Annotated in this window: 26 protein-coding genes; 15 read left to right on the top strand and 11 right to left on the bottom strand. The window is 69.6% G+C overall.

Features of this window, described 5'->3' with window-relative positions; genetic code table 11:
* Positions 1-89: 89 nt before the first annotated feature.
* Positions 90-455, top strand: coding sequence for a hypothetical protein (locus ACZ6YV_RS07090; protein ID WP_465508766.1), 366 nt, complete (start codon positions 90-92; stop codon positions 453-455).
* Between the two features lie 10 nt (positions 456-465).
* Positions 466-1,299: a hypothetical protein gene (locus ACZ6YV_RS07085; protein WP_465508765.1), complete on the top strand. Its 834-nt coding sequence runs from the start codon at positions 466-468 to the stop codon at positions 1,297-1,299.
* A gap of 6 nt (positions 1,300-1,305) precedes the next feature.
* Here ACZ6YV_RS07085 and ACZ6YV_RS07080 read toward each other — a convergent pair whose 3' ends face one another.
* Positions 1,306-1,779: an Lrp/AsnC family transcriptional regulator gene (locus ACZ6YV_RS07080; RefSeq protein WP_465508764.1), complete on the bottom strand. Its 474-nt coding sequence runs from the start codon at positions 1,777-1,779 to the stop codon at positions 1,306-1,308.
* Positions 1,780-1,838: 59 nt separating this feature from the next.
* Here ACZ6YV_RS07080 and ACZ6YV_RS07075 point away from each other — a divergent pair, with 59 nt between their 5' ends.
* Positions 1,839-2,957 (top strand): trans-sulfuration enzyme family protein, encoded by a 1,119-nt coding sequence (locus tag ACZ6YV_RS07075; RefSeq protein ID WP_465508763.1) that lies wholly within the window; start codon positions 1,839-1,841, stop codon positions 2,955-2,957.
* A 63-nt stretch (positions 2,958-3,020) separates the two neighbouring features.
* Positions 3,021-3,404 (top strand): DUF6401 family natural product biosynthesis protein, encoded by a 384-nt coding sequence (locus ACZ6YV_RS07070; protein WP_465508762.1) that lies wholly within the window; start codon positions 3,021-3,023, stop codon positions 3,402-3,404.
* A 34-nt stretch (positions 3,405-3,438) separates the two neighbouring features.
* Here the strand turns inward: ACZ6YV_RS07070 and ACZ6YV_RS07065 are convergent, their stop codons facing one another.
* On the bottom strand, positions 3,439-4,353 hold the full coding sequence (locus tag ACZ6YV_RS07065; RefSeq protein WP_465508761.1) for a mechanosensitive ion channel family protein: 915 nt from the start codon (positions 4,351-4,353) through the stop codon (positions 3,439-3,441).
* A 97-nt stretch (positions 4,354-4,450) separates the two neighbouring features.
* Positions 4,451-4,666, bottom strand: a complete 216-nt coding sequence (locus ACZ6YV_RS07060) for an FmdB family zinc ribbon protein (RefSeq protein WP_378243480.1) — start codon at positions 4,664-4,666, stop codon at positions 4,451-4,453.
* A gap of 51 nt (positions 4,667-4,717) precedes the next feature.
* Between ACZ6YV_RS07060 and ACZ6YV_RS07055 the strand changes: the two genes are divergently transcribed.
* The gene (locus ACZ6YV_RS07055; protein WP_465508760.1) at positions 4,718-5,842 is read left to right on the top strand and encodes an alkaline phosphatase family protein; all 1,125 of its coding nucleotides are present in this window, start codon (positions 4,718-4,720) and stop codon (positions 5,840-5,842) included.
* A 67-nt stretch (positions 5,843-5,909) separates the two neighbouring features.
* Here the strand turns inward: ACZ6YV_RS07055 and ACZ6YV_RS07050 are convergent, their stop codons facing one another.
* Positions 5,910-6,473 carry a class I SAM-dependent methyltransferase gene (locus tag ACZ6YV_RS07050; RefSeq protein WP_465509279.1) on the bottom strand — a complete coding sequence of 188 codons (564 nt, stop codon included), beginning with the start codon at positions 6,471-6,473 and terminating at the stop codon, positions 5,910-5,912.
* A 51-nt stretch (positions 6,474-6,524) separates the two neighbouring features.
* On the opposite strand from ACZ6YV_RS07050, the gene ACZ6YV_RS07045 reads away from it, so the two are divergent.
* Together ACZ6YV_RS07045 and ACZ6YV_RS07040 are read left to right on the top strand one after the other, a co-directional pair.
* Positions 6,525-7,277 carry an AraC family transcriptional regulator gene (locus tag ACZ6YV_RS07045; protein ID WP_465508759.1) on the top strand — a complete coding sequence of 251 codons (753 nt, stop codon included), beginning with the start codon at positions 6,525-6,527 and terminating at the stop codon, positions 7,275-7,277.
* A gap of 26 nt (positions 7,278-7,303) precedes the next feature.
* Positions 7,304-7,591: a hypothetical protein gene (locus ACZ6YV_RS07040; protein WP_465508758.1), complete on the top strand. Its 288-nt coding sequence runs from the start codon at positions 7,304-7,306 to the stop codon at positions 7,589-7,591.
* A gap of 50 nt (positions 7,592-7,641) precedes the next feature.
* Here the strand turns inward: ACZ6YV_RS07040 and ACZ6YV_RS07035 are convergent, their stop codons facing one another.
* Positions 7,642-8,142 carry a GNAT family N-acetyltransferase gene (locus ACZ6YV_RS07035; RefSeq protein WP_465508757.1) on the bottom strand — a complete coding sequence of 167 codons (501 nt, stop codon included), beginning with the start codon at positions 8,140-8,142 and terminating at the stop codon, positions 7,642-7,644.
* A 40-nt stretch (positions 8,143-8,182) separates the two neighbouring features.
* On the opposite strand from ACZ6YV_RS07035, the gene ACZ6YV_RS07030 reads away from it, so the two are divergent.
* Both ACZ6YV_RS07030 and ACZ6YV_RS07025 read left to right on the top strand, forming a co-directional pair.
* The gene (locus ACZ6YV_RS07030; protein WP_465508756.1) at positions 8,183-8,920 is read left to right on the top strand and encodes an alpha/beta fold hydrolase; all 738 of its coding nucleotides are present in this window, start codon (positions 8,183-8,185) and stop codon (positions 8,918-8,920) included.
* A gap of 110 nt (positions 8,921-9,030) precedes the next feature.
* Positions 9,031-10,239, top strand: a complete 1,209-nt coding sequence (locus tag ACZ6YV_RS07025; protein ID WP_465508755.1) for a glycosyltransferase — start codon at positions 9,031-9,033, stop codon at positions 10,237-10,239.
* 93 nt (positions 10,240-10,332) lie between these two features.
* On the opposite strand, the gene ACZ6YV_RS07020 is transcribed toward ACZ6YV_RS07025, so the two are convergent.
* The gene (locus tag ACZ6YV_RS07020; RefSeq protein WP_465508754.1) at positions 10,333-11,166 is read right to left on the bottom strand and encodes a phosphotransferase; all 834 of its coding nucleotides are present in this window, start codon (positions 11,164-11,166) and stop codon (positions 10,333-10,335) included.
* 135 nt (positions 11,167-11,301) lie between these two features.
* On the opposite strand from ACZ6YV_RS07020, the gene ctaD reads away from it, so the two are divergent.
* The 5 genes from ctaD to ACZ6YV_RS06995 all read left to right on the top strand — a co-directional run bounded on the left by ctaD (position 11,302) and on the right by ACZ6YV_RS06995 (position 17,344).
* Positions 11,302-13,080, top strand: a complete 1,779-nt coding sequence (gene ctaD, locus ACZ6YV_RS07015) for an aa3-type cytochrome oxidase subunit I (RefSeq protein WP_465508753.1) — start codon at positions 11,302-11,304, stop codon at positions 13,078-13,080.
* 88 nt (positions 13,081-13,168) lie between these two features.
* Entirely contained in the window at positions 13,169-14,398 is a 1,230-nt protein-coding gene (gene serB / locus ACZ6YV_RS07010; RefSeq protein WP_465508752.1) for a phosphoserine phosphatase SerB, read from the top strand.
* Positions 14,395-15,153 (top strand): peptidyl-tRNA hydrolase, encoded by a 759-nt coding sequence (locus ACZ6YV_RS07005; RefSeq protein WP_465508751.1) that lies wholly within the window; start codon positions 14,395-14,397, stop codon positions 15,151-15,153. The genes serB and ACZ6YV_RS07005 overlap by 4 nt, the downstream gene beginning before the upstream one ends.
* Before the next feature lie 17 nt (positions 15,154-15,170).
* Positions 15,171-16,928 carry a serine/threonine-protein kinase gene (locus ACZ6YV_RS07000; protein ID WP_465508750.1) on the top strand — a complete coding sequence of 586 codons (1,758 nt, stop codon included), beginning with the start codon at positions 15,171-15,173 and terminating at the stop codon, positions 16,926-16,928.
* Positions 16,929-16,939: 11 nt separating this feature from the next.
* Positions 16,940-17,344 carry an OsmC family protein gene (locus tag ACZ6YV_RS06995; protein WP_378243456.1) on the top strand — a complete coding sequence of 135 codons (405 nt, stop codon included), beginning with the start codon at positions 16,940-16,942 and terminating at the stop codon, positions 17,342-17,344.
* Between the two features lie 68 nt (positions 17,345-17,412).
* On the opposite strand, the gene ACZ6YV_RS06990 is transcribed toward ACZ6YV_RS06995, so the two are convergent.
* The 3 genes from ACZ6YV_RS06990 to ACZ6YV_RS06980 form a co-directional block, all read right to left on the bottom strand.
* Positions 17,413-17,766, bottom strand: a complete 354-nt coding sequence (locus ACZ6YV_RS06990; RefSeq protein ID WP_465508749.1) for a hypothetical protein — start codon at positions 17,764-17,766, stop codon at positions 17,413-17,415.
* Positions 17,767-17,823: 57 nt separating this feature from the next.
* Positions 17,824-19,881: an ATP-dependent DNA helicase gene (locus ACZ6YV_RS06985; RefSeq protein ID WP_465508748.1), complete on the bottom strand. Its 2,058-nt coding sequence runs from the start codon at positions 19,879-19,881 to the stop codon at positions 17,824-17,826.
* A gap of 125 nt (positions 19,882-20,006) precedes the next feature.
* Positions 20,007-20,615: a biotin transporter BioY gene (locus ACZ6YV_RS06980; RefSeq protein ID WP_465508747.1), complete on the bottom strand. Its 609-nt coding sequence runs from the start codon at positions 20,613-20,615 to the stop codon at positions 20,007-20,009.
* A 153-nt stretch (positions 20,616-20,768) separates the two neighbouring features.
* Here ACZ6YV_RS06980 and ACZ6YV_RS06975 point away from each other — a divergent pair, with 153 nt between their 5' ends.
* A complete protein-coding gene (locus ACZ6YV_RS06975; protein WP_465508746.1) occupies positions 20,769-21,434 on the top strand; it encodes a choice-of-anchor P family protein in 666 nt (221 codons plus the stop codon).
* 171 nt (positions 21,435-21,605) lie between these two features.
* On the opposite strand, the gene ACZ6YV_RS06970 is transcribed toward ACZ6YV_RS06975, so the two are convergent.
* Together ACZ6YV_RS06970 and ACZ6YV_RS06965 are read right to left on the bottom strand one after the other, a co-directional pair.
* Entirely contained in the window at positions 21,606-22,256 is a 651-nt protein-coding gene (locus ACZ6YV_RS06970) for a bifunctional 4-hydroxy-2-oxoglutarate aldolase/2-dehydro-3-deoxy-phosphogluconate aldolase (RefSeq protein ID WP_465508745.1), read from the bottom strand.
* Complete coding sequence (locus tag ACZ6YV_RS06965) at positions 22,253-22,828, bottom strand: isochorismatase family protein (protein ID WP_465508744.1); 576 nt, start codon at positions 22,826-22,828, stop codon at positions 22,253-22,255. Before ACZ6YV_RS06965 ends, ACZ6YV_RS06970 begins: the two co-directional genes overlap by 4 nt.
* Positions 22,829-22,841 lie beyond the last annotated feature (13 nt).

Genomic DNA, 22,841 nt, shown 5'->3' with positions numbered 1-22,841 from the left:
GAAGGACCCCTTCATTGCGCTAGGCGCAATGAAGGGGTCCTTCACGTACCTCAGGCACCCAAAGGGGCTGTACCGGTACCGTGGGTGACATGCCGGTTTCCTCAGGGGTCAGGAAGCGGATCAGGGAGTTTCTCGATCCGGACGACGAGATCCATTACGTGTTCCCGGCCGACATCTTCGGCAGCGCCAATCCCAGCGTGTTCATCGCGGTGACCCGCAAGACGATCACGATCCTGTCGACGGGCCGGTTGAGCAGGAAGTCGCCGAAACGCGTCATCGCGACGACGCTGCGGAACCATCGGATCGGGCCGGTCGAAACGGCCACCACCCCGTGGTTCAAGTTCAACGGCATCGTCTACGAGATCGACGACGAGTACGTCTCGGTGGTCCACGCCGCCGACGCGGAGATCCTGCGAGATGTGGCAAAACCTGAAGATCCGCTGCCGGACCTCTAAGCTCCCCTGGGTGCGTCAGTTGACATACGACGGGGTGCCCATCCCCGGCTTGAACGACCTGGTCCGGACGGCCATCCGGCTGCACCCAGCGGCGGGCGAGCCCCGTCCCGACGAAAGCCACTTCGGCGGCCCGTTGCTCTGGCCGTCGGACGAGCCATGGCCGGAATGCCCGGTGACCTGGCCCCCCGACCCGGACGCGTCCGACGACGCGTGGCTGGGCGGGCATCCGCTCGACGAGCCGGTTCCGGCGATGGTCAGCGCGGCGCAGTTCTTCCGCGACGACTTCCCGGAGCTGCCCTTCCCGGAGAGCACCGACGTCCTGCAGATCCTGTTCTGCCCGCTGGAGCACAACAGCCCCTACCACCAGGGGCCCGCGGTCCGGCTGGTCTGGCGCGATTCCGGCGAGGTGGGGGACATCGCGGAGCCACCGCCTCCTCCTGCGGATGCCAAGGCCGCCTACCTGCCGCAACCCTGCGTTTTCGAACCGTGCTCGATCGACGAACTGCCCCGGCTCTGCGACTTCCCGCCGGAGACCCGCGCCGCCCTCGGCATCCCCGAGGGCGCGGGCGCCGACCCGGAGGGCTGGCCCGAGCTGGACCAGTACTCGAAGATCGGCGGCTGGACGGCCTGGTACACCTCCGATCGTGCCGATCTGGGCTGCCGGGAGTGCGGCGCCGAACTGCGGCAGACGATCGCGCTGTCCACGGAGGAGCACGAGGTCGGCTGTGGGTGCGAGGTCGCCGAGGACGAACCGGCCGGCTGGTCGTTCTCCCGCCAGGAGGTGCTGAACATCTTCACCTGCCCCACCGACATCACGCATCCGGTCAAGGTCCGCATCGACTGACCCGGCTCAGGCAGGCGGGAGCAAAGGTCCCCCGCTCCAGTGCTGGAAGACCAGGTTCGTGTGCACCCGGGCGACCTCGTCGCGGGCGGTCAGTTCGTCGAGCACCAGCCGTTGCAGCTCGGTCGCCGAAGCGGTGGCGACGTGCGCGAGGAAGTCGTCCGGACCGGTCAGGTGGTAGACGGCGCGGACCTCGGGCAGCGCCAGCAGATGCTCGACGAACGAGTCGACCAGGTCCCGCCGGTGCGGGCGGACCTGGACGAACAGGAGCGCCTCGAGCGGTCGGCCGAGCTTGGCGGCGTCCACCTCGGCCCGCTGGCCGGTGATCACCCCGAGCTCGCGCAGCCGGTTGACGCGGTCGAGGCAGGTCGAGGGCGCGACGCCGATCTCGGCCGCCAGATCCTTGTTCGAGATCCGTGCGTCGTTCTGCAGGAGCCGCAGAATCCGGAGGTCTACCGTGCTCAGTTCGACAGAATCCGACATCGGCGAATGATATCCGAGGATATTGCGTTGTATCCGGAGAAAATCGCACCATCTGGAGTATGACCGCAACGCTGCGCACCCGAGCCGTCCACGCCGGCCGTGACGATCTCACGGACCTCGGCGTCCACGCCGCTCCGCTCGACCTGTCCACGACCTACCCGTCGCGGGACAGCGTCGAGGAGGCGGGCCGCATCGACGAGTTCGCCAGTACGGGCTCGCTGTCCGGGCTCCCGGTCTACGGGCGGCTGAGCAACCCGACGGTCGAGCGGTTCGAGAAGGCGCTGGCCGAACTCGAAGGGTTCGAAGACGCCGTCGCGTTCGCGACCGGTATGGCCGCGGTGTCGGCCTCGCTGCTCGCCGCCGTCGCGCAGGGCAAACGGCATGTCGTCGCCGTCCGGCCGGTCTACGGCTGCACCGACCACATGCTCACGTCCGGCCTGCTCGGCACCGAAGTGACCTGGGCCGATCCGGAAGGCGTCGCCGCGGCGCTGCGTCCCGACACCGGGCTGGTGCTGCTCGAAACACCCGCGAACCCGACCCTGCGCGAGGTCGACATCGCCGAGATCGTGCGCGCCGCGGGCGAGGTCCCGGTGCTGGTCGACAACACCTTCGCGACTCCGGTGCTCCAGCGGCCCGGCCGCCACGGAGCCCGGTTCGTCCTGCACAGCGCGACGAAGTTCCTCGGCGGTCACGGCGACGTCATGGGTGGCGTGGTCGCGTGCGGCGCCGAAGACGCCGGGATGCTGCGGCAGATCCGCTTCGCCACCGGCGGCGTGCTGCACCCGCTGGCCGGGTACATGCTGCTTCGCGGCCTTTCGACACTGCCGCTGCGCGTCAACGCCGCTTCCGCGACGGCCGCCGAACTCGTCGAGCGGCTGCGCGGTCACGCGAACGTGAGCACCGTCCACTACCCGAGCGTCGGCGGCCCGCTGATCGCGTTCGAGGTCGACGGCGATCCGCACGCGCTCATCGGCGCGGTCCGGCTGATCACCCCGGCCGTCAGCCTCGGCAGCGTGGACTCGCTCATCCAGCATCCCGCGTCGATCAGCCACCGGATCGTCGCCGAGGACGACCGGCGCGGCGCGGGCGTCACCGACCGGCTCATCCGCGTGTCGGTGGGCTTGGAGGACGTCGAGGATCTGTGGCACGACCTGGATCAGGCACTCAAGGCCTGCTGAGAGCACTGCGATCATGGTCACCGGGATGTCGACAAATCGCCCGGTCTGGTTAACCCTGGTCGGGTGAAAGATCTGGTCTCGTCCTGGGTGGAATCTTCGGCTCGTAGCACGCTCTCCCGGCTGCACCAGCAGATCGGCGTGGCCGGGCTGGCCGCGGCGGCGGCTCTTCCCGGGCTTTCGGCCGTCTTCGATCAGCACTCGGCGGCGGTGCGCGACATCCTCGCGGCCGGAGTCGAAGGTTCGGCGGCGGTCGCCGGGGTCGTGCTCCTCGCCGGCTACACGCGTGGGCTGCTCGACGAGGCGAAGACCAAGGGCTGGACGTTCCGTGCTCCGGCCGACCTGTCCGCCTGGGGCACCAGTGACTGGCTGACCGCTCGCCTGGTCGGCGTGTGTTCGCTGGCCGCCGCGATGGACGACCAGCGGACCCGGCCGACCGGGAACGGGTAGGGCGGCCGGACGTCCTACCCGTTCCCGTGGAAGGTCAGCGGTACTCCGGCGGAGGGGGCATTGACCCACCGGGGGGCCGCTGGCCGGGATCCTGGTGCGGGGGCACCTGACCCTGGTTGGGCGGGAACTGCTGCCGGGTCATGTCCGGGTCGGCCGCGTGATGTCCGGCGGGCACCGACTGGTGCGCGGTCGTCCGTTCTGTCGGCACGTCACCGGAGCGGCTCGCGTCCTCACGGCCGCGCTGGTAGGCCTCGGCCTGCGCCTTCGCGGCCGGGATCTCCGCCTCGGCCCGGCCGAGCCAGGTCTCCCAGCGCTGCTGCATCGGCTTGATCAGGCCACCGCCGACACCGACGACGGCGATCCCGCCGACCGTGGCGAGCACGGTGATCAGCACCGGCAGCGTGACCGCGGTGGCCACGCCGATCTGGTTCAGCGCGGCGATCGCGCCGAGGCCCCAGATGAACACCGACGCGATGGTGGCGAGAGTCTTGCCGTAGGAAACGCCGCCGAGGGCGTTGCCCACCAGGTCCTTGACCGCCTTGGCGATCGCGCCGGCGATCACCACGATGACGATCGCGACGATGGCGCGCGGCAGCCAGGCGACGATGTCGTTGAGCAGCGAGCTCACCGGGTTCGGGCCGAACACGCCGAACGCGATCTGCAGGGCGATCAGCAGGATCGCGTAGTAGATGATCTTGCCGATGATGCCCGACGCGTCGACCTGATTGCGCGCGAGCATCTGTTTGAAGCCCCCGCGTTCGAGGAGCCGGTTGAACCCGACCTTCTCGAGCACCATGCTCACGGCCTTGGCGATCGCCTTGGCGACCAGCCAGCCGATGAACAGGATGACCAGGAACGCGAGCAGTTTCGGGACGAAGGTGGCGACCGAACTCCAGGCGCTCGACACGCCTTGACCGAAATCGACGGCCGCCAGTGCTGATGTGGCCACTGGACGTTCTCCCTTCCCACCACTGGAGCTTCCAGGCTGGTGGGAAGGGGGTACCCGCCGTTCGGGCGATCACACGCTAGGCCACTCGATCGAGTGGTCAGCTGCAGCAGCCGCCTCCGCAGCAACCGCCGCCTCCACCTGCGGGAACAGGCGCCGGACCGGACGCGGACCCGGTCAGCGCGACGGTGGTCAGCAGCTTGACGGTGTCCTGGTGGCCGTCCGGGCACGGCGCGGGCGCGCCGGACTCGCTCATCGGCCGCAGCAGTTCGAAGGTCCCGGCGCATTCGCGGCAGCGGTAGGCGTAAGTCGGCATGTCCGGCATTATCCCATCTCCCTCCAGGCTTCGGGATGGCAAGCTGGCCGGGTGGAACTGCCTGTCGCGGCGCATGTGCCGCACCTCGGCCAAGTCGTCCCGTCCGTGCTCTCCGCCCTCGGCGCCGCGGGGTTCGCCAACTCGCTGAGCCTCGCCGAAGCGTCCAGCGCCTGCGTCCTGCTCATCGACGGTCTCGGCTGGGAACTGCTGGCCGAACACGCCGCCGACGCGCCCGTGCTCACGCAACTGGCGAAGTCGCCGCTGCGGGTCGGTTTCCCGGCGACGACGTCCGCCGGTCTCGGCGCCATCGGCACGGGGCTGGCCTCGGGCGAGCACGGCCTGGTCGGCTACAGCTTCGAGGTCCCGGGCGCCGGCGTCCTGAACGCGTTGCGCTGGACCAGCCATGTGGACGGCGGCGATCTCCGCGGCGCGCTGCCGCCGCGCGAGGTGCAACCCCTGCCGACGACGTTCGAACGCGCGGCGGCCGCCGGGATCAAGACGAGCGTGGTGTCTTCGGCGAAGTTCGCCGACACCGCGCTGACCCGCGCGACGCAGTCCGGCGCTCGCTATGTGGGCGTCCACGCGCTCGGCGACCTGGCCGCCTGCATCCTGCACTGCCTCGAAGCGCGGCCGGCGTTCTGCTGGGGCTACCACAGCGAACTCGACATGCTGGGCCATATCTACGGGCCGGGTTCGACGCCGTGGCGGATGCAGCTGCGGCACGTCGACAGGCTGGTCGAGTCCCTGGTGGACGGCCTGCCGCCCGGTGCGCTGCTCGCGGTCGTGGCCGACCACGGCATGGTGACCGTCGAGGGCGCGCTCGACATCGACGAGACCCCCGCGCTGCTCGGCGGCGTCCGGGCCATCGGGGGCGAGGTCCGGGCACGGCACGTCTACAGCGAACCGGGCGCGGAGGCCGACGTCCTGGCGGCCTGGCGCGAGGTGATCGGCGACCGGGCGTGGACCCTCTCGCGCGACGAGGCCATCGAGGCGGGCTGGTTCGGGCCTGTCGCCGACCGGATCCGGCCGCGTATCGGCGACGTGGTCGTGGCGTCGAAGGGGCGGTTCGGGCTCGTGCGGGAACTGGCCGAGGCCGTCGAGTCCTCCCTGGTGGGTCAGCACGGCTCGCTGACCCCGGCCGAACAACTCGTCCCCCTGGTCCTCGCGCGCGGCTGACCCCGCGTTTCGTCCTCTGAACGCGATCCTTGCGCGGGCAACTACCGCATTCAGAGGACGAAACGCGTCAGGCCGGCTTCAGGGCCGAGAACCTGATGCTGCGCTTCGGGACGTGATCGACCTCGATGTCGGTGAACCCGGCGCCGGTGAGCCGGGGCCAGACCGAAACCGGGTCGAGCGTGTTCATCGTGTCGCCGATGTGGAGCAGCCGGAACGGGAAGCTCTCCAAGCTGTCGATCGCGCGCAGGACGCCGCCGGGGCGGAGCACCCGGAACGCCTCGGCGAAGATCGAGTCCTGCAGCGCCGCCGTCGGCACGTGGTGCAGCATCGTGAAACAGACGACCGCCGAGAACTCGCCGTCCTCGAAGGGCATCGCCGCGCCGTCGCCCTGGACGATCCGCACCCGGCCGTCGAACTCCCGTTTCAGGAGCTCTGCCGACGCCTCGTCGATTTCGACGGCGGTGAGCCGGGGGACGAATCCGACGAGTGCCCGGGTGGTCGCGCCGAAGCCGGGTCCGATCTCCAGCACGGAGTCGCCGAGGTCGAAGCCGGCGACGTTGCCCGGCATCTCGGCGGCGACGGCTTTCGCCCACAACGCGGAACTGCAGAGTTTGCGGTGGACCAGGTTCATCGGCATGAATCCGAAGCTAACGGTGACCGGTAGGCGATAGGCTGCCAAGTGATGTCGAAAATCGGACTCCTTCCCCCGATGTCGACGGCGATGGTGCTCGGTGAGATGGATCTGCCCGCGGGCACCTGGCTCCCGTGGCACGAACACGACGGCCACCAGCTCGCCTGGGCGGCGCGGGGGATCCTGAGCGTGAACGTCGGCGAGCGGCACTGGGTGCTGCCGCCGACGCGGGCACTGTGGATCCCCGCCGGTGTCGTCCACCGGACCGGCGCCACCGCGCAGACCGTGCTGCGGGGGATCTATGCCGCTCAGGACCGGTGCCCGGTCCGCTGGACCGCGCCGACGCTCGTCGCCGTCCGGCCGCTGCTGCGGGAACTGCTGGAGCACCTCGGCGCGGCCGGCCTCGCCGACGACGCGCGCCGCCGGGCCGAAGCCGTCGCCTTCGACCTGCTCGAACCCGTGGACGTCGTGCCGATCACCGTGCCGATGCCGTCCGACGGCAGGGCGCTGACCGTCGCACGAGCGGTGATCGCCGATCCGGCGGACCGCCGCGGCCTCGCGGATTTCGCGCACGACGCGGGCGCGAGCGAACGCACGCTCGCCCGGCTGTTCCTCACCGAGTGCCGGACGACGTTCGGCGCGTGGCGGGTCCAGGCCAGGCTCCGCGCGTCGCTGCCGCTGCTCGCCGAGGGCATGCCGTTGACAGCGGTCTCCCGCCGGATCGGCTACTCCTCGCCGAGCGCGTTCGTCTTCGCCTTCCGGAAGGCCGTCGGTGTGACGCCAGGCGCCTACTTCGACGGCTGAACCAGTCCTCCGGTTACGGTTCCGGGGTGCCTCGACGTAACCGGCCCGAACACGGTGGACGCCCCGACCTCGGCGCGTCGACAGGATGGGCGCGCTCCGAATCGGCAGGCGACGGCGAATGGCTGGTCCGGACGGTGCCCGGCGCACAGGCCACCAAGGACTACCGCTGCCCCGGCTGCGACCACGAGATCCGGCCCGGGACCCCGCATCTGGTCGTCTGGCCCGCCGACGACACCGGCGGGGTCGCCGACCGCCGCCATTGGCACAAGGCGTGCTGGGACGCGCGATCCCGGCGTCGGCCAGGTCGTTGGTGACTCAGCAGCTGGTGACTCAGCGCCTTGGGTGATTCAGCGCCTTGGGTGATTCAGCGCCGTAGGTGCAGTGAAGGTTCGCCTTCGAATTCCTCCTCCGTGTGGATCTTGAAACCGAGCCGCTCGGCGACCCGGACGGACGGTTCGTTGGACACCATGATGTTGGCGATCACCGGGACGTCGGGGATCTCCCGCTCGGCCCATTCGACGACGGCGGCCGCCATCTCCGTCGCATAGCCCTTGCCCCAGGTGAACGGCCAGAAGCGGTACGCGAGGTTCAGCACGCGCTCGCCGTTCCATTCGTGACACCGGACGCCGCCGAAGCCGAGGATCACCTCGGGTTCGGCCAAAGCGGACACCGTGAGATAGCCGAAACCGTGCTCGTCCCACTGCTTCATCCAGGCGTCGTAAAGCTCGTTCGAACCCTCGACGGTATGCGGCACCGGGTTGAACTTGTTCGTGTCCGGATCGGCCTGGAGCGCGACGATGTTCGCGCGATCCGCCTCGCGCAGCCTCCGCAGCAGCAGCCTCTCCGTCTTGATCTCTGTCAGCACGGATCCGACGGTAGCGCGGGGGTACGACAGAATTATCGCCATGAAGGATCTCCCGCTGGTACTGCTGCACGCCTTCCCCGTCGACGCCCGCATGTGGGACGGGGTGCGAGCGCCTCTCTCAGAACGCCTGCGGCTGATCACCCCCGACCAGCGCGGCCTCGGCCGCAGTCCGCTGCCGGGAACCGACCGTGAGCCGGACCTGGACGACGCCGCCCGCGACGTCGTGGCGCTGCTCGACAGGCTCGGCCTGGACGAGGTCGTCCTCGGCGGCTGTTCGATGGGCGGCTATCTGACGATGGCCGTGCTGCGCCTCGCGCCGGAACGTGTGGGCGGGCTCGTTTTCATCGACACGAAGGCCACGGCCGACACTCCCGAAGCCGCGCAGGCCCGGCACGACGTCGCGGCCCGCGTCGAGGCCGAAGGCGCCGGATGGATGCCCGAGGCCGTCACACCCGGGCTGCTTGCCGAAAAGGCCGCACCAGAAGTCGCTGATCGGCTTCGCGAACTGATCACGACGCAGCCCCCGGAGGGGATCGCGTGGGCGGCGCGCGCGATGGCCGCCCGGCCCGATTCGCTCGAAACACTGCGCTCGGTGGACGTGCCGGCGCTGGTCGTGGTCGGCGAGGAGGACGGCCTGACCCCGCTGGAAGCGGCGAACACCCTGGTGGACGCGCTGCCGGACGCGACACTCGTCGTGCTGCCGGAGGCGGGACATCTGACGCCGCTGGAGGATCCGGCCGGAGTCGTCGAAGCGATCTTGGGCTGGTACCCCGCGTAAGAAACGTTTCCCTCGCCCCTTCAAAGGTATAGCGGACCGGGGGACTTGCGGCAAGCCCCCATTCCCGGTCCACAATTCGTGCCTTCACGTTTTGCCGAAGGGGGATTCCCATGCGTTTACTCCTGTCCACTATCGGGACGAGGGGTGAGGTACAGCCGCTGGTGGCACTGGCGGTGCGGTTGCGGGAACTCGGCCAGGAGGTCCGGCTCTGCGCGCCGCCGGATTTCCGTGACTGGGCCGAAGGTCTCGGGATCTCCTTCGCCCCGCTGGGGCCGGAACTCCGGTCGACCGCGAAGCCGGATTCCGCGCTGACCAAGGCGATGGCCACGCCCGAGGGGCGGCGCAAGATGGCCGAGGCCATGGTCGTCGACCAGTTCGAGACGATGCCGGAGGCGGCCGATGGCTGCGACGCCGTCGTCGCGGGAATGGCCTTGAACATCGCCGCCCATTCGGTGGCCGAACGAAAAGGGATTCCCTATTTCTTCACCGCCTACTGCCCGATAACGCTGCCTTCTCTGCACCATCGTCCGCCCGTTTTCGCGGGGTGGGCGCCGAAGAATCCCGATGCCGACATCCCGGCCTTGTGGGCCGACGACGCGGAACGATGGAACGAGCAGTGGGGCGGTGTGCTCGACGCGCAGCGGAAACTGCTCGGCCTGCCGCCGGTCGGCGACGTCCGCGGGCACATCTTCACCGAGGCGCCGTGGCTGGCCGCCGATCCGGTGCTGGCGCCGTGGCGGGGACCGTCGGCGCTGGACGTCCACCAGACCGGCGCCTGGATCCTGCCGGACCACAACCCGCTGTCTCCGGAACTGGAGGCGTTCCTCGACGACGGGGAACCGCCGGTCTACTTCGGCTTCGGGAGCATCCGCGCGCCGGAGGAGATCGCGAAGGCGATGATCGACGCGGCGAGGGCGCACGGACGGCGGGCGATCGTGTTCCGCGGATGGACCGAGCTGGCGCTGATCGACGACGAACCCGACTGCCTGGCCATCGGGGACGTCAACCAGCAGGCGCTCTTCCCGCGGGTCGCGGCGGTCGTACACCACGGCGGGGCCGGGACGACGACGGCGGCGACCCGGGCCGGGGTGCCGCAGGTGCTCGTCCCGCAGATGTTCGACCAGCCCTACTTCGCGCAGCGTGTCCGCGACCTCGGGGTGGGGACCTCGATCACCGGGGAGCCGTCCGCCGAGGCACTGACGCACGCGTTGGGCGAGGTGCTTCGGCCCGACGTCGCTTCGCACGCTGCACAGGTCGGCGGTGAGGTGCGGACGGACGGCGTCGATGTGGCGGCGCAACTCCTGATCTCCCGCGATTAGCCCCCTGAACCCGCAGCTCGAACCCGGAACTCGCGTGCTTGAGCACGCGAGTCACGTGCTCAAGCACGCGAGTTCCGGGTTCGAGCACGCGAGTCACGACCACCGGTAGCGCGCCAGAGCGGCTTCCGCTTCCCCGAGCCGTTCCGGGAACCGCTGCGCGATCACGAACCGCCAGGGCACCTCGAACAACCGCCGCAACGCGATGAACGGCTCCAGCGACGAAGGCGCGACATCCGCCGGGTACGCCTCCAAGGTCGCGAGCCCGGCCTCCGCGTAGAGCACGCCGAGGTCCCAGCCGAGCGGTCCGCGCCAGGTGTCCTCGAAGTCGAGCCAGCACGGTCCGGCCGCCGTCGCGACGACGTTCCCCCGATGGGCGTCACCGTGCAGCGGCCGTGCCTCGTCGTCCGGAAGCGCCGCCGCCACCCGTTCGAGTTCTTCGTGCAGCCGGGGAGCCGCATCGCCCAGGAGGGAGGCGGTCCGGTCGAGCAGGGTCCGGAGTTCGCGGACCGGTCCGAGTTCGGGCAGTTCGCCGGGGTAGTCCGCGAGCGCCGCGTGCATCCGGGCGAGCGAAGTCGCCACCTCTCGCGGCGAAAGCGTGTGCCCCGGCTCGTGAGGCGTGTAATGCCAGAGAGTGACCGGTAGGCCGTCGGCGAAATGTGGTCCGGCCGGGGGATCCGTGGTGGGTGAGACGACGAGCACACCACGCTCCGTGAGATACCTCGACAGCTCGACGTCGCGCGCGAGCCAGTCCTCAGGGGACGGACGGGCGAAGCGCGTCGTGCCCGGTACGCGCGCCACCACCGGACCCAGTCTCACCAGCACGTTCGACTTGAAATGCAGGACCTCGGGAGCACCGGTCGGCAACCCGTACCGGTCACCGACAGCGATCGCCGCGGCCACTCCCGCCCGCGTGTGTTCGTCGGTCACGGCCCGATCTTGCCAGCCGGTGCGCGCGACTGTCGGTAGTGAGGGCTACGATCCCCACTAGCCGCCGAAATGGGTCCCCGACCCGGCCGACGGCAGGAAATTGACCACCACAAGGTTTGAGTGTTGGAGGCAGGAGTGACGGCCGTAGCCCCCAAGCCGATCGCCACGCGCCCATACCCCGCGCGCGAGTCGGTTAAGGGTTCGTACCTGCTGCGGTTGTTCCGCACGACGGACCACAAGCAAATCGGCATCATGTACCTGGTCACGTCGTTCGCCTTCTTCATGGTGGGCGGCGCGATGGCGATGCTGATCCGCTCCGAGCTGGCGCGTCCCGGGCAGCAGTTCCTTTCGCAGGAGCAGTACAACCAGCTGTTCACGATGCACGGCACGATCATGCTGCTGCTGTACGCGACGCCGATCCTCTTCGGATTCGCGAACTTCGTGCTGCCGCTGCAGATCGGTTCGCCCGATGTGGCCTTCCCGCGGCTGAACGCGTTCTCGTACTGGCTGTACCTCTTCGGCGGCCTGATCGTGATGTCCGGCTTCCTGACCCCGGGTGGCGCCGCCGACTTCGGCTGGTTCGCCTACACCCCGCTGTCGGACGCCATCCACTCGCCCGGCGTCGGTGCCGACCTGTGGATCGCCGGTCTGGTCGTGTCGGGTCTCGGCACCATCCTCGGTGGCGTCAACATGATCACCACGGTGGTCTGCCTGCGCGCCCCCGGTATGACGATGTACCGGATGCCGATCTTCACCTGGAACATCCTGGTCACCAGCATCCTGATCCTGCTGGCGTTCCCGATCCTGACCGCGGCCCTGATGGGCCTGCTGGCGGATCGGCATCTCGGGGCGCATGTGTTCGACCCCGCGAACGGCGGCGTGATCCTCTGGCAACACCTGTTCTGGTTCTTCGGCCATCCAGAGGTCTATATCGTGGCCCTGCCGTTCTTCGGGATCGTGTCTGAGATCTTCCCGGTCTTCAGCCGCAAGCCGATCTTCGGTTACAAGGGCCTGGTCTGGGCGACGCTGGCGATCGCCGCGCTGTCGGTGGCCGTGTGGGCGCACCACATGTACGCGACCGGCGCCGTGCTGCTGCCGTTCTTCTCCTTCATGACGTTCCTGATCGCGGTCCCGACCGGCGTGAAGTTCTTCAACTGGATCGGCACGATGTGGAAGGGCCAGCTGTCCTTCGAGACGCCGATGATCTTCTCGATGGGCTTCATCGTCACGTTCCTCTTCGGCGGTCTGACCGGCATCATGCTGGCCGCGCCGGCGATCGACTTCCACGTGTCGGACAGCTACTTCGTCGTCGCGCACTTCCACTATGTGCTCTACGGCACGATCGTGTTCGCCACGTTCGCCGGGATCTACTTCTGGTTCCCGAAGATCACCGGCCGCATGATGGACGAGAAGCTCGGCAAGTGGCACTTCTGGACCACGTTCATCGGCTTCCACGCCACGTTCCTGGTGCAGCACTGGCTCGGCGCCGAAGGCATGCCGCGCCGGTACGCGGACTACCTGCAGTCCGACGGCTTCACCACGCTGAACACGATCTCCACGATCGGCGCGTACATCCTCGGTGCCTCGACGCTGCCGTTCATCTGGAACGTCTTCAAGAGCTACCGGTACGGCGAGATCGTCACGGTGGACGACCCGTGGGGCTACGGCAACTCGCTCGAATGGGCGACGTCCTGCCCGCCGCCGCGGCACAACTTCACCGAGCTGCCGCGGATCCGGTCCGAGCGGCCGGCGTTCGAACTGCACTACCCGCATATGGTCGAGCGCATCCACAAGGAGGGTGAGATCGGCTTCTTCGGGAAGCAGAAGGCCAACACCCACCGCGCGCCGTCCCAGGTGCTCACCGAGGCGGCCATGCCGGGTGATCACTCGAAGGACAACTCCAGCGAGCAGTGACCCGATAAGCGGAAATGGCGCGTGCCCTGCCTCACACCGAGGCAAGGCACGCGCCTTTTTCATGGCTGGTTAAGGGAGACTGACCCCCGTGACGCAGACACCAGTTCTCATCACCACCACCGGTCCCGACAAGCCGGGTGTGTCCTCGGTCCTGTTCGCCGTGCTTTCCCGGCACGACGTCGACGTCCTCGATGTCGAGCAGGTGGTCATCCGCGGCCAGCTGGTACTCGGCGTGCTCGCCGGCGTGTACCGCGACCCCGAGGGCCTGCAGGAGTACGTCGAGCAGGCGATGGCGTCGGTCGGCATGCAGGTCGAGGTGAAGATCGGTTCGGCCATCGGCGCGGACCCGTTCGCCATCGGCCAGAAGGACTCGACGCATGTCCTGCTGATGCTCGGCCGCCCGGTGACAGCGCGGGCGTTCTCCGACGTCGCGCGCCGCCTCGCCGCGCTGGACGTCAACATCGACTCGATCCGCAGTGTCGCCGACTACCCGGTGACCGGGCTGGAGCTGTACACCTCGCTCGCCCAGGACACCCCGGAGGCCGACGCCGCGCTGCGCACCGCGCTGGCGGACGCCGCCGTCGAGGCCGGGATCGACATCTCGGTCGAGCGGGCCGGGCTCGCCCGCCGCGCCAAGCGCCTGGTGGTCTTCGACGTCGATTCCACGCTCATCCAGGGCGAGGTCATCGAGATGCTCGGCGCGCACGCCGGCGTCGAACCGCAGGTCCGCGAGATCACCGAGGCCGCGATGCGCGGCGAGCTGAACTTCGGTGAGTCGCTGGAGCGCCGGGTCGCCCTGCTGGCAGGCCTGCCGGAGTCGGTGCTCGACGAGGTCGCCGCGTCGATCGAGCTCACCCCGGGCGCGCGCACGACCATCCGCACCCTGAAGCGGATGGGTTTCCGCTGTGGGGTCGTTTCGGGCGGATTCACCAAGATCATCCAGTCCCTCGTGGACGACCTCGGCCTCGATTTCGCCGCCGCGAACGAGCTCGAAGTGGTCGACGGCAAGCTCACCGGCCGGGTGGTCGGGGAGATCGTCGACCGCGCGGGCAAGGCGAAGGCGCTCCGCCGCTTCGCCGAGGAGTACGAGATCTCGCTGCAGCAGTGCGTCGCGGTCGGAGACGGCGCGAACGACATCGACATGCTGTCGGTCGCGGGGATGGGCGTCGCCTTCAACGCGAAGCCCGCGCTGCGCGAGGTCGCCGACACCGCGCTTTCGCACCCGTACCTAGACGCCGTGCTGTTCCTGCTCGGCGTCACCAGGTCCGAAATCGAGGCCGCGGACGCCGCCGACGGTCTCGAGTACTCCCGGCCATGAGCGTGCTGGAGCCGCTGGCCGCGCGCTACGCGTACTGGCTGGGACTACCCGCCGAGGACACGGTGGACACCTCCGACGAGGATCCCGCCAAGGTCCGCGCCATGCCGGTGATCCTGCGGATGGAGCGTGCCGAACCGCCGTCGCGGACAGCCTTGCTGGAGGCCGCCGCGGCGGCCGCTGTCGCGGTCTGCCTCGACGAACGCGCCGAGCCCGAGGGCGAATGGCACGAGCCGCTCACGGCGTGGGTCGACGGCCGGATCCGCAAGGTCGCCCGGCGTGCGCGGGGCGCGCATTGGCAGGCTGTCCAGGAGCTGCCGGGCATCACGATCGAGGTCGACGGCGCCGAGGCGCGGGCCTTGCTCCCCGGCCTCGTCGTCGAGACGCCGAAAGAGGTCTCGCGACTCCAGATCTCCGGGAGCGAACTCCCGGCCGACGAGCCGGGGCCCGCGCCGGACGGGCTCCCGCGGTTGCTGCTGAACCCCGAGGTCTCGATGACCGTCGGCAAGGGGGCGGCCCAGGTCGGGCACGCGACGATGATCCTGGCCTCGCTGCTGGACGAGGCCGAACGGGCGGCCTGGGCCGAGACCGGGTTCCGGTGCTCGGTGCGGACCCCGCTGGTCGGGACCTGGAAGGCGCTGTGCCCGGTCGAGGATCCCGAGGGCTCATGGCGCCGTGACGGCGTCGTCGCGGTCCGGGACGCCGGGTTCACCGAAGTCGATCCCGGAACCGTCACGGTGCTAGCCCAAAGGGCTTAGCCTCCTATACTCCCCGTATGGGTGACCGGCTGATCGCCGGGCGCTACCGCTTGGAGGAGCGGATCGGCGCCGGGGGCATGGGCGTGGTCTGGCGTGCCACCGATCAGGACCTCGGACGGGTCGTCGCCCTCAAGCGCTCGCAGGCCGGGGACAGCGGCCAGATCCGGCGCGAGGCGCGGATCGGCGCGGGTCTGCACCATCCGAACGTGGTCACCGTGTTCGACGCCGTGCTCGACGAGGACGACCGCTGGCTCGTCATGGAGTACCTGCCCTCGCGCAGTCTCGCCGACATCATCGACGCCGAAGGGCCGCTTTCGCCCGGCAAGGTGGCGAAGATCGGTGTCCAGCTCGCCGGGGCGCTCGCGGCGATGCACGAGAAGGGCATGGTCCACCGCGACCTCAAACCGGGCAACGTCCTGGTGGCCGAGGACGGCACCGCCAAACTCACCGACCTCGGCATCGCGCAATGGGCGGAGGTGACCCGCACCGGCGGCGGTCTCGACGTCGGGACTCCCGGCTACGTCGCACCCGAGATGGCCGAAGGGCAGCAGGCGGGCGCCGCGGCGGACGTGTTCTCGCTCGGCGCGACGTTGTTCGCCGCCGTCGAGGGCACCTCGGTGTGGGGTGACGCGAGCGTGGGACCGTTCGTGCAGCTCCGGCGGGCGACGTCGTACACCCTGGAGCCGATCCGCCGAGCGGGACCGCTGGTGCCGGTGCTGACCGAGCTGCTGCGGCGCAAACCCGCCGGGCGGCCGGACGCCGTCCGCGCCGCCGAGCTGCTGTCCGAAGTCGCGGACGTCGGCGTTCTCGCGCGGTCACGACGTTTCCGCGCGACAGGGCGCGCCGTCGTGATCGGAGCCGTCGCGGCGGCGGCGCTGGTGCTGGCCGGTGGCCTGGTCTACGTCATGAAAGAACCGGCGCCGGTGGCCGCTGCCACGTCCCCGGCCGATTCGGTCGGAGATCCGCGGACGGCGGATCCCTGCGCGCTGGTGGACCCGGCCGTGCTGAAGCAGTTCGGGACCCCTGAACTGGACACCGCCGACGGGAACTTCAACGCCTGCAGCGTCATGCTGCGCCTGAGCCCGGACGAGGAGGACATCGTCGACGTCCGGCTCGAACTGACGATTCCCGGCTCGCCGATGCTGGTGAAACCGGCGCCAGGGCAGTTGATCGTGCGCGAGCTGCCGAGCGACACCGAAGACAAATGCCAGCGGGCCATCGAGCTGCCGGACGGCAACCAGATCTGGGTGCACGCCCGGCACATCAAGAACTGGCACGCCCACCTGTGCGACTACGTCGATCCGGTGGCCTCGAACGCTGTCGCGGTGCTGAACCGGGAGCCGATCAAGCGACGCCCCGCGCCCTTCGCCGCCGGGACACTCGGGAGCCTCGACGCCTGCGCGCTGGGCGGGGACCTGCCGCAGGCCGTCGTCGGCGGCCCGGCCACGCCGGATCCGGTCTTCGGGAACTGGGAGTGCTACTGGAACCATCGCGAGACCGAGGTGACTGTCCGGTTCGAACGGGAGTGGGCGCCGTTCGAAGACGACGGCAGGCGCGTCGCTCTCGGATCGCGGGAAGCCTTCGTCGAAGTCTCGGCCGAGTGGAAGGCTTGCCAGGCCGAGATCCCGCACCGGACCTTCACCGGCGACGGGCGTGCCATGATCGAGACGGTGGAGATCTACGTTTCGGACAAGGTCAAGCCGCCGCAGGAGATGTGCCCGGCCGCGGAACGGCTGGCCGCCGGGATCGCCCCCCGGCTGCCGTCACTTCGATAAGGGGAAGAACCGTGTCTTTGGAAGTCCAGCGCGACGGTGAGCACCGCTTCATCGGCCGCAACGAACGCGGCGCCGAGGTCGTGATCGGCCGCAAGGGCGCCGAGGGTGCCTTCTCGCCCGCCGAACTGCTTCAGATCGCGGCGGCGGGCTGCTCGGCCGTCACCGCCGAGAACCTCATCACGCGCCGGATCGGGGAGGACTCGAAGTTCCGAGTCGGCGTGACAGCGGACAGGCGCGAAGGCGCTTCGGAACTCGACGCCGTCCATGTGGCCTTCGACGTCGACGTGTCTTCGCTTGGGGCTGAGGACCGGGAGGCGCTCGCGACGGCGGTGGACCGCGCCATCGAGCGGCTGTGCACGGTGAGCCGGACGTTGAAGAAGGGCATCCCGGTCACGGAGAGCTTCCCGGCCGAGTAAGGCTCCCGGATGTTATGAATGGGACTTTCATTGCAAAATTTGCAATGAAAGTCCCATTCATAACACTCTTAGTGCTTAGCGGCGTGGCCTTCGGAGCTCCAGACCACGTACGCCTCGTCGGCGTCGGTGGTCATCGCCTCGATGAACTTCTCGTTGTCGAAGCCGGGCAGCGTCTGCAGCCGCTCGATCAGCGCGTCGGCGGCCGGGTCGCCGCTGGGGATCGCGGTGCCCTTGCCATCGGAGCCGGCGAGCATGAAGAAGACGTCTTCCTTCCACGGGCCTTCAGGGATCACTCGGACCACCACCGCGGACAGCTCGGACCACTTGACGGCTTCCTCGCTTCCGTCCGCGAGCTGGCGCCGCACTCCGGTGTCATCGACGCTGACGGTCCGGGATTGTGCGTTGGGCGACTCGTGGGACAACCGGTTCTCCCTGTCTTCGGCGTTCCGTTAACGGTACTCGGCCGTGTTCCAGGCCACTCAGGCCGGGGCGGCGGCGTCGAGGCGGCGCAGTGCGTCGCGGGCGACCTTCGGGTCCATGGTCGGCCAGAACGGCGGCAGCGAGGCGCGCAGGAAGCCGCCGTAGCGGGCGGTGGCCAGCCGCGAGTCCAGGATCGCCACGACGCCGCGGTCGCTGGTCGAGCGGTGCAGCCGTCCGGTGCCCTGGGCGAGCAGCAGCGCGGCGTGCGTGGCCGCGACGGTGAGGAAACCGTTGCCGCCCCTGGCTTCCACGGCCCGTTGCCGCGCCGACGAGACCGGGTCGTCCGGGCGGGGGAACGGGATCCTGTCGACCACCACGAGCTGGAGCGACGGGCCGGGCACGTCGACGCCCTGCCACAGCGACAGCGTGCCGAACAGGCAGGTGCGCGCGTCCTCGGAGAACTTCTGCACCAGCAGGCCGGTGGAATCGTCGCCCTGGCAGAGGATCGGCAGGTCGAGCCGCTCCCGCATCTCCTCGGTGGCCTGCTTCGCCGCGCGCATCGAGGAGAACAGGCCGAGCGTGCGCCCGCCCGCGGCCTCGATCAGCTCGGCCAGCTCGTCCATGGTCGAGGGCTGCAACCCGTCCCGCCCCGGCGGCGGCAGATGCTTGGCCAGGTAGAGGATGCCGTTGCGTTTGTGGTCGAACGGGGAGCCGACGTCGAGCCCGGTCCACTTCGGGCCTTCGGCGTCGTCAGTGTCGGCGGGGGCGGCCTTGTCCGTCGCCGTGCCCGGCGACTTCTCGACCCTGGCCCCGCCGGGCGGGAGACCCCATTGCCGGGCCATGGTGTCGAACGTGCCGCCCAGGGTCAGCGTCGCCGACGTGAGGACGGTCGTGTGCTGGTTGAAAACACGCTCCCGCAGCAGGCCCGCGACGCCCAGCGGAGCGACCTTCAGCGCGGGCGGGCGCGGGTTCGTGGAGAAGCGGTCCCCGGTCAGCCAGACGACGTCGCGCTGATGCGCCTTGTCGTCGTCGAAGGCTTCGAGCAGCCGGACAGCGGTGTCGTGGACCTCTTCGAGCAGCGACCGCGCCAGTTTGCGGGCCGTGGCCTCGTCGACGTCTTCCTTCCGGTCCTTGCCGAGGGAAGTGAGGCAGCGGTGCGCGGCGTCGCGGACCGCGGGGATCGCGCCGGTGAGGGCCTGCGGCAACGAGTCCATGCGACCCGACGGCATGTCGTCGAGGATCAGGGCCAGGCCGTCACTGGCCTCGAGCAGCTGGTCGGCCACTTCGTCGTCGACCAGTTTCCCGCAGCGCCGGGCGGCGGCGGAGACCATGCCGCTGGTCAGCTCGCCCGTCGCCACGGAGGTCACGCGATCGACGAGGTCGTGCGCCTCGTCGATGATCACCAGGTCGTGGTCGGGGAGCACCTGGTAGCCCTGCAGCGCGTCGATCGCCAGCAGCGCGTGGTTGGTGACCACGACGTCGGCCTTGCCCGCCTCGGCGCGGGACCGTTCCGCGAAGCAGTCGGTGCCGATGGGGCAGCGTGAGGCGCCCAGGCATTCCCTGGCCGTGACGGACACCTGGCGCCACGCCTGGTCCGAGACTCCAGGGACCAGCTCGTCCCTGTCGCCTGTCTCGGTGTCGGACGACCATTCCCGCAGCCGCGTGACCTCCTTGCCCAGCCGGGAGACGGCGAACGGGTCGAACAGCTGCTGGTCTTCGGGCTCGTCCGGGGCGCCGGAATCGAGCCGGTGGAGACAGAGGTAGTTACGGCGGCCCTTGAGGATCGCGAAGGTGGGCTCGCGGCCCAGAGGCTTCTTGAGCGCCTTCGCCAGCCGGGGAAGGTCCCTGTCGACCAGCTGGCGCTGCAGCGCGATGGTGGCCGTGGAGACCACGACCGTGGCCTCCTTCTCGACCGCGTGCCGGATCGCGGGAACGAGGTAGGCCAACGACTTCCCGGTACCGGTGCCCGCCTGCACGGCGAGGTGCTCACCGGTGCGGATGGCGCGGCCGACGGCGTCCGCCATCTGGACCTGGCCCTCGCGCTCGGCACCGCCCACGGACTCGACCGCGTGGGTCAGGAGTTCGAGGACACCGGGGAAATCAGCACGGGAGGGCACGGGACAAGACGATAGCCGGGGGCACCGTCAAGATCGTCCTCCCGGTGTTATGAACGGGACTTTCATGGCAAATTTCGCCATGAAAGTCCCGTTCATAACACTCCGGACGGCGGTGAAAGGGCCGGTCACGGCTCCTTGTGGCTGTGCTTGTCTTCGCTGAAGCGGGAAACCAGCGCCCAGGTGCCCGGAAGCAGCGCCGCCGCGACGGCGATCTTCAGCGCGTCCCCGACGAGGAACGGCACGACACCCTTTTCGAGCGCTGTCGACAGGCCGAAGCCGGTCGACGCCATCAGCCACGGCACACCGACCGAGTAGATGGCGAGGTTGCCCAGCACCATCGTCCCCGCCGTGCGCAGCGGCGTGCGGTCCCCGCCGCGGCCGGCGAGCGCGCCCACCAGCGCGCCGGCGAGGACGAACCCGACGACATAGCCGGCGCTGGCGCCGAACAGGCCCGACGAACCGTTCTGGAACCAGCCGAAGCCGGCCGCACCGACGGCGAGGTACAGCGCCATCGACAGCGCGCCGCGCTTCCAGCCCAGCGCCGCGCCGACGAACAGGGCGGCGAACGTCTGGCCGGTCATCGGCACCGGCGAGCCGGGCACCGGGATCAGGATCTGCGCGGCCGCGCCGGTCAGGACGGCACCACCGGCGACCAGGACGGCGTCACGGACCAGCGCTCCGGGAACGAGGTCGGCGAGAACCGGACGGGTGCCGGCCACAGACAGCGAAGACACTCAGACCTCCTATGAGTACACGAATGTGAACCGAGGTTAACGCCAGACGACGGGCCGCGGACCGAATGTCGGCCACCTCACGGTCATGGACCGTCCACTCGTCCGGGTGGCATGGCCCTGCGCGGGTCAGGCTCTTGGTGGAGGCTGCCGGACATGAAGAAACTCGGTTCGAGGCTGGTGTCGGTGACGATCCTGACCGGGGCGCTGGTGACGGGAGGCCCGGTGATCGCGTCGGCCGACACGGCGCCCGCGACGGCGTCCGCGTCGGTCGGGTCGCTCGACGTGGAGATCGGCGACGAGCACGTGGTCACCGGCGAACTCGCGCCGTGCGACGTCGACGGCCCCTTGACCGCGAAGACCCAGGGCGGGTCCACGGGTGACTTCGCCCGCTTCGGCGGGGGTGAGTCGAGGTGTGGCCGGAACGGCGCGGTGGCCATCGGCGAAGCGGCCGGGCGGCGGTTCGAGACCACCCTGCTCAAGCGGTTCGGCGGCCCGGTGATCAAGGTCCGCACCTTCATGGCGAAGTGCAGCACGACCGAGGACGGCAGCCTCGGCTACATCGAGTTCGGCGACGTCACCGGGTTCACGCTGCCGGACAACATCCCGCAGAACTACCGGCTGACCATCGCCGGTGGGAAGGGCGGGACGGCGCTGGCGTCGCTCACGGTCAACGAGACCGTCACGCCGACGCCGCCCGACGGGAGCCTCGTGACGCACATGCTGCACATCAAGCTGTTCCCGCAGGGCAGTGGCCCGGCGAAGGGCGACATCTACCTCGGCACCGCCCGCTGCGACCCGTACGGCAAAAAGAAGCCCTGAGTGAAGCTCATGCCGACTCGACCACAGGGTCTCCCAAAGAGCGCTCTGCGCCCGACGGAGACTTCACCCGCGCGCCGCTTTTGGCCGAAGGCCACGAAAACACGATGAAGGGGCGACTTTCACGTTCAACGTGACGTCGAGTGTGAACTTCGCCCCTTCGGCGGGTTTTCGTCAGCGCGCGGCAAATTGCACAGCCGCGGCGACGAACTCGCTCGCCCGGGTCGCGAGGTCCGTCAGCGACCCACCCGAGGTGAGCGCGTCACCGAGCAGCGGTGTGGCGGCCGCGACGGCGATCGAACCCGACTCGAGGTACTTCGCGACCTCGGCGAGATGGATCCCGCCCGTCGGGACGAGCGGGATGTCCGGCATCGGCGCCCGGATCGCCCGCAGGTAGGCGACCCCGCCGACGGCGGCGACCGGGAACACCTTCACCGCCGCCGCGCCGAGGCGCCAGGCCTGGTCGATCTCGGTCGGCGTCAGCGCGCCGCAGATCACCGGCAGCCCGCGTTCGTGCGCGCGCTCCAGCACCAGCGGGTTCACCGTCGGCGTGACCAGGAACGTCGCGCCCGCGTCCGCCGAGAGGTCCACATCGGACACCTCGCGCACGCTCCCGGCGCCGACGTGCGCGTCGTCGCCGAGCTTCTTGCGGATGGCCGCGATGGCGTCCGGGGCTCCCGGCGTGGTCAACGCCGCTTCGAGCACCCGCACCCCCGCCGCGTGCAACACCGTGGCGGCGTCGGCGAAGCGGCTCGCGTCCGCAGCCCGCAGGATCGCGACGAGCCGGTTTTCGATCAGGGCGTCCTGGAGGTCGTGCTGGATCATGCGGCCGGGACCGGCGCCTTTCCGGTGTAGGTGACGCCTGCCTCGTCGAAGTCCTTGAGCGCGGCGTCGACCGTCGGCTGCGAACCGCCGACGGTGAGGTCCAGCAGCACGCGCACGGTGAAGCCCGCCTTCGCCGCGTCGAGCGCCGTCGCGCGGACGCAGAAGTCGGCCGCGATGCCGACGACGTCGACCTCGGTGACGTCGCGCTCCTTCAGCCACGCGTCGAGCGTCTTGCCATCGCGCGCGTTGCCCTCGAAGCCGGAGTACGCGGCGGTGTACTCGCCCTTGGAGAAGACCTCGCTGATCGGGACCACGTCGAGCGCGGGGTGGAACGACGCGCCGGAGGTGCCGGCGACACAGTGACGCGGCCAGCTGTCCTTGAAGTCCGGCGTCTCGCTGAAGTGGTCACCCGGATCGATGTGGTAATCGCGGGTGGCGACGACGTGCGCGTAACCCCCTTCCGCGGCCTGCTTGGAGATCGCTTCGGCGGCTGCGGCGCCACCGGGCAGGCCGAGCGACCCGCCTTCGCAGAAGTCGTTCTGCACATCGACCACGATCAGAGCGGTCCCCATGTGTTGCTCCTGA

Source organism: Amycolatopsis sp. NPDC102522 (genome assembly GCF_055584485.1).
This window is presented reverse-complemented; position numbering and strand designations above follow the sequence as displayed.